Origin of the sequence: Auraticoccus cholistanensis (assembly GCF_009742705.1) — a bacterium.
In the GTDB taxonomy this organism is placed as follows: Bacteria; Actinomycetota; Actinomycetes; order Propionibacteriales; family Propionibacteriaceae; genus Auraticoccus; species Auraticoccus cholistanensis.
Window position 1 is genome coordinate 19,843 of the sequence record NZ_WPCU01000003.1, and the last position, 3,856, is coordinate 23,698.

4 protein-coding genes and 1 tRNA gene are annotated in these 3,856 nt (G+C 70.6%); 1 reads left to right on the top strand and 4 read right to left on the bottom strand.

The annotated features are described in order from the left end of the window. A partial coding sequence (locus GC722_RS01105) for a hypothetical protein (RefSeq protein WP_197429662.1) occupies positions 1–887 on the top strand: 887 nt, incomplete at its 5' end. Between the two features lie 3 nt (positions 888–890). Here the strand turns inward: GC722_RS01105 and GC722_RS01110 are convergent. The 4 genes from GC722_RS01110 to GC722_RS01125 all read right to left on the bottom strand — a co-directional run bounded on the left by GC722_RS01110 (position 891) and on the right by GC722_RS01125 (position 3,790). Further along, positions 891–963: transfer RNA gene (locus GC722_RS01110), tRNA-Ala, on the bottom strand. 77 nt (positions 964–1,040) lie between these two features. Further along, a complete protein-coding gene (locus GC722_RS01115; protein ID WP_156607228.1) occupies positions 1,041–1,844 on the bottom strand; it encodes an amino acid ABC transporter ATP-binding protein in 804 nt (267 codons plus the stop codon). Next, complete coding sequence (locus GC722_RS01120) at positions 1,841–2,812, bottom strand: amino acid ABC transporter permease (protein WP_331714264.1); 972 nt, start codon at positions 2,810–2,812, stop codon at positions 1,841–1,843. The genes GC722_RS01115 and GC722_RS01120 overlap by 4 nt, the downstream gene beginning before the upstream one ends. Before the next feature lie 3 nt (positions 2,813–2,815). Next, entirely contained in the window at positions 2,816–3,790 is a 975-nt protein-coding gene (locus GC722_RS01125) for an ABC transporter substrate-binding protein (protein WP_156607230.1), read from the bottom strand. Positions 3,791–3,856: the final 66 nt, after the last annotated feature.

The window sequence follows — 3,856 nt, forward strand, 5'->3', positions numbered from 1 at the left end:
GGAAGGCCGACATCCTGTGGCACCACAGCGAGAGCGGCGAGAGCCAGATCTGGTTCATGGACGGTCATCGGATCGTCCGCCGGGCGACGGTGGTGGACGAGCAGGGCAGGTTCATCCCGGTCGGGCCACCGTTCAGCATCGTCGCCGCCGGGGACTTCGACCCAGCTCCACCTCCTGCCGTTCCGACTCCGACTCCTCAGGTGCCGACCGCCGCCCGCCTGCAGTTCCGGCTGCGCGGGTTCGCTGAGCACGAATCCACCGACACCTTCATCCAAGGGGCCAGCGACGAGGTCTTCCTCAGCGCCATCGGCACAGACTCGGCGGCCGTGCTCGTCGGCCCGGACCACCAGCCCACGCTCGAGCTGAAGCACAGCGGGACTGTCGGAGACGTGTCCGAGGACCGGGTCCGCAACCCCTGGAAGCAGAACCCGCACGTCCTGCTCGACTTCGACCTGCGTCGTCCCAGCGACTGGCCCCGGAGCATGGCGGTCACGCTGCTGCTCGTCGAAGAGGACAACCAGAAGATCGGCGAGACGTTCTCCAAGCTGCACTCGGAGGTGGGCGGCGTGGTCAGACAGGCCGCTGTCAAGGCTGCCTCGACCGCTGCTGGCGCGCTCGCCGGAGCCGCGATAGGCAGCGTCATCCCGGGCATCGGTACCGCCGTAGGGGCAGCGGTCGGCGGGATCGCGGGCGCTACCTACGACGTCGTCATCGAGGCGATCAGCGAAGGGCTCAAGAACGAGGCGTTCACGCCGATCACCTTGACCATCCTGGTCCAGGACCCCGCAGAGCTCGGACGTCACCCCAAGATCGGTGTGCCGCAGTTCGTCCAGGTCGGCGAACACGGGGCCAGGTACACCATCGAGTACGACTGGCACCTGGCCTAGCTGTGGAGCCAACGGGACTCGAACCCGTAACCCCCTGCTTGCAAAGCAGGTGCGCTACCAATTGCGCCATGGCCCCGCGGACGCCGGGGCGCCGCGCGGCTCATCGTAGGCCATGGCCGCGCGGCGCCCCAAGCGCCGAGGTGTCGCCGCTGCTCAGAGGAAGCGCTGCAGGAAGGCCTTGGTGCGCTCCTCCTGCGGGTTGCCCAGGACGTCCTCGGGCGGACCCTGCTCGACGATGACCCCGTCGTCCATGAACACCACCGTGTCGGCGGCCTCGCGGGCGAAGGAGATCTCGTGGGTGACCACGACCATGGTGTAGCCGGCGGCGGCCAGCTCGCGCATGGTGCCCAGCACCTCGCCGACCAGCTCGGGGTCGAGGGCGCTGGTGGGCTCGTCGAAGAGCAGCAGGTCGGGCTCGATCGCCAGCGCCCGCGCGATCGCGACGCGCTGCTGCTGCCCGCCCGAGAGCTGCCGCGGGTAGGAGTCCTCGCGGCCCTCCAGGCCCACCTGGGCGAGCAGCCGGCGGGCCCGCCGTACGGCCTCGTCCCGCGGCACCCCGTGCAGCCCCACCGGTGCCTCGATCAGGTTCTCCAGCACGGTCATGTGCCCGAACAGGTTGAACTGCTGGAAGACCATCCCGACCCGCTGACGCTGCCGGGCGATCACCGAGTCGCGGGCGTGGAAGAGCCGTCCGCCCCGGGACTCGTAGCCGATCTGCACGCCGTCGACGGTGATCCAGCCGGCGTCCATCACCTCCAGGTGGTTGATGCAGCGCAGCAGCGTCGACTTGCCCGACCCCGACGGCCCGAGCACCACCACGACCTCGCCGCGGCGGACGTCCAGGTCGATGCCCTTGAGCACCTGCAGGTCGCCGAAGCTCTTGCGCACCCCGCGGGCGCAGACCACCGGGTGGTCCGCGGTGGTCCCGGCGCGGGTGGTCGTCCCGGTCTGGCTCATGCTCGGTCCCCCTGCTCGATCGTCGTCACGGGCGCGCCCGCCCGGCCCGCCCCACGGCGTCCCCGCAAGCGTCGACGGACCATCGCCGGGAGCCCGGTCGTGCCGCGCTCGCCCCGGGCGTAGTGGTCCTCGATGAACGCCTGCACGACGTTCAGCACCGACGTCACGATGAGGTACCACAGCACCGCCACGATGAGCAGCGGGATGGTCTCGAACGTGCGGTTGTACACCGACTGCACCGTGTACAGCAGGTCCGCCATGGCGATCACCGACACCTGCGAGGTGGCCTTCACCATGCTGATGAGCTGGTTCCCGGTGGGCGGGATGATCGCCCGCATCGCCTGCGGCAGCACCACCCGTCGCAGCGCCCGCCCCGAGCTCATGCCGAACGCCCGCGCCGCCTCCCGCTGGCCCGGGTCGACCGACAGCAGCCCGCCGCGGATCACCTCGGCCATGTAGGCGGCCTCGTTCAGCGCCAGCCCCAGGATCGCCGCGGTGAGCGGGGTGATGAGGTCGTTGGTCGACCAGCTGACGAGCTTCGGGCCGCCGAACGGCACCCCGATCCCGATCTGGGGGAGCAGGGCGGCGAGGTTGAACCAGAAGATCAGCTGCACCAGCAGCGGCGTGCCGCGGAAGAACCAGATGTAGACGCCCGCCAGCCCGTTGAGCAGCCGGTTGGCCGACATGCGCGCCACCGCCAGGAACACCCCCAGCAGGGTGCCCAGCACCATCGACACCGCGGCGAGCCACAGCGTCGTCCACAGCGCGCGTCCGATCGAGGGCGCGCGGAACCAGGCCCAGACGGTGCCCCACTCGAAGTTGGGGTTGGTCACCAGGAAGTGCACGATCATCGCCGCGACCACCAGCACGACGACCCGGGCGGCCCACTGGCCCCACCGGAAGGTGTGCCGGGCGCCGGCGACGTCGCGGCCGTCGGCGTCCACGAGTGCTCTCTCGAGGGTCGGCACGGCTCAGCCCGTGGTGGTCGCGAGGTTGATGCCGGGTGCCTCCAGCATGTTGTCCTGCAGACCCCACTTGATCATGATCGCCTCGTAGGTGCCGTTCTCGAAGAGCACCTCCAGGGAGTCCTGCAGGACGGGCGCCAGCTCGGAGTCCTTCTTCACCACGGCGCCCTGGTACAGGGTGTCGAAGCCGTTGGCCTGCCCGGTGCCGGCCAGCTCCAGCTCACCGCCGGACTGCTGGACGAAGTAGGTCAGCGGTGCCTGCGAGCTGAAGAAGGCGTCGGCGCGTCCCGACTGCACCGACAGGATGGACTGCGGCTGGTCCTTGAACGACATCACCTGCAGCTCCTCCTGGCCCTCCTCGCTGCAGGTCTCGGCCTGCTGCTTGATCACCTTCTCCGCCGAGCCGCCGGCCTGGACGGCGATCCGCTTGCCGCAGGTGCTGTCCAGGTCGGTGATCCCCTCCGGGTTGCCGGCCGGGACCGCGAACACCACGAACTCCTGCACGTAGTCGACGAAGTCGTTGGACTCCTGCCGCTCGGGGAAGTCGCCGACCGGGCCGAAGCCCATCTCGAAGCGGCCCGCCGAGATGCCGGTGAGCACCGAGGACAGCCCGTCGACCGTCTCGTGCTCGATCTCCACGCCCCACAGCTCGCCGAGCGCGGTCAGCAGGTCGGCGCTGGCGCCGGAGGCGCTGCCGTCGGTCTGGATGATCTCGTAGGGCGGGAACGAGCCGCTGTTGACCGAGACCAGCCGGCCGGCCTCGCGGATGTCGGCGGGCAGCCGCTCGCGCAGCGCGTCGTCCTGCTGCTGGGTGGGGATGGCCACGCTGCTGCTCGGGTCGGCCGAGGCGGACTGGCGGGCGGCGACGTCGGGGTCCTCGGCGCTGCAGCCGCTGACCAGGCCGACGGTCAGCGCCGCCGCCACGGCGACGAGTCGCAGGCCGCGCCGGGTGCCGCGGCGGTTCGGGGTGATGGTGCTCATGACTGCCTTTCCTCTGCGGTGGGGCTCGCGGTCCCGCGGCTGCGCGGGGCCCGCGGGCGGGTCAGG

Coding starts and splice junctions, on each gene's coding strand:
- GC722_RS01125 (WP_156607230.1), bottom strand. CDS start 3,790: ATGAGCACCATCACCCCGAACCGCCGCGGCACCCGGCGCGGCCTGCGA.
- GC722_RS01115 (WP_156607228.1), bottom strand. CDS start 1,844: ATGAGCCAGACCGGGACGACCACCCGCGCCGGGACCACCGCGGACCAC.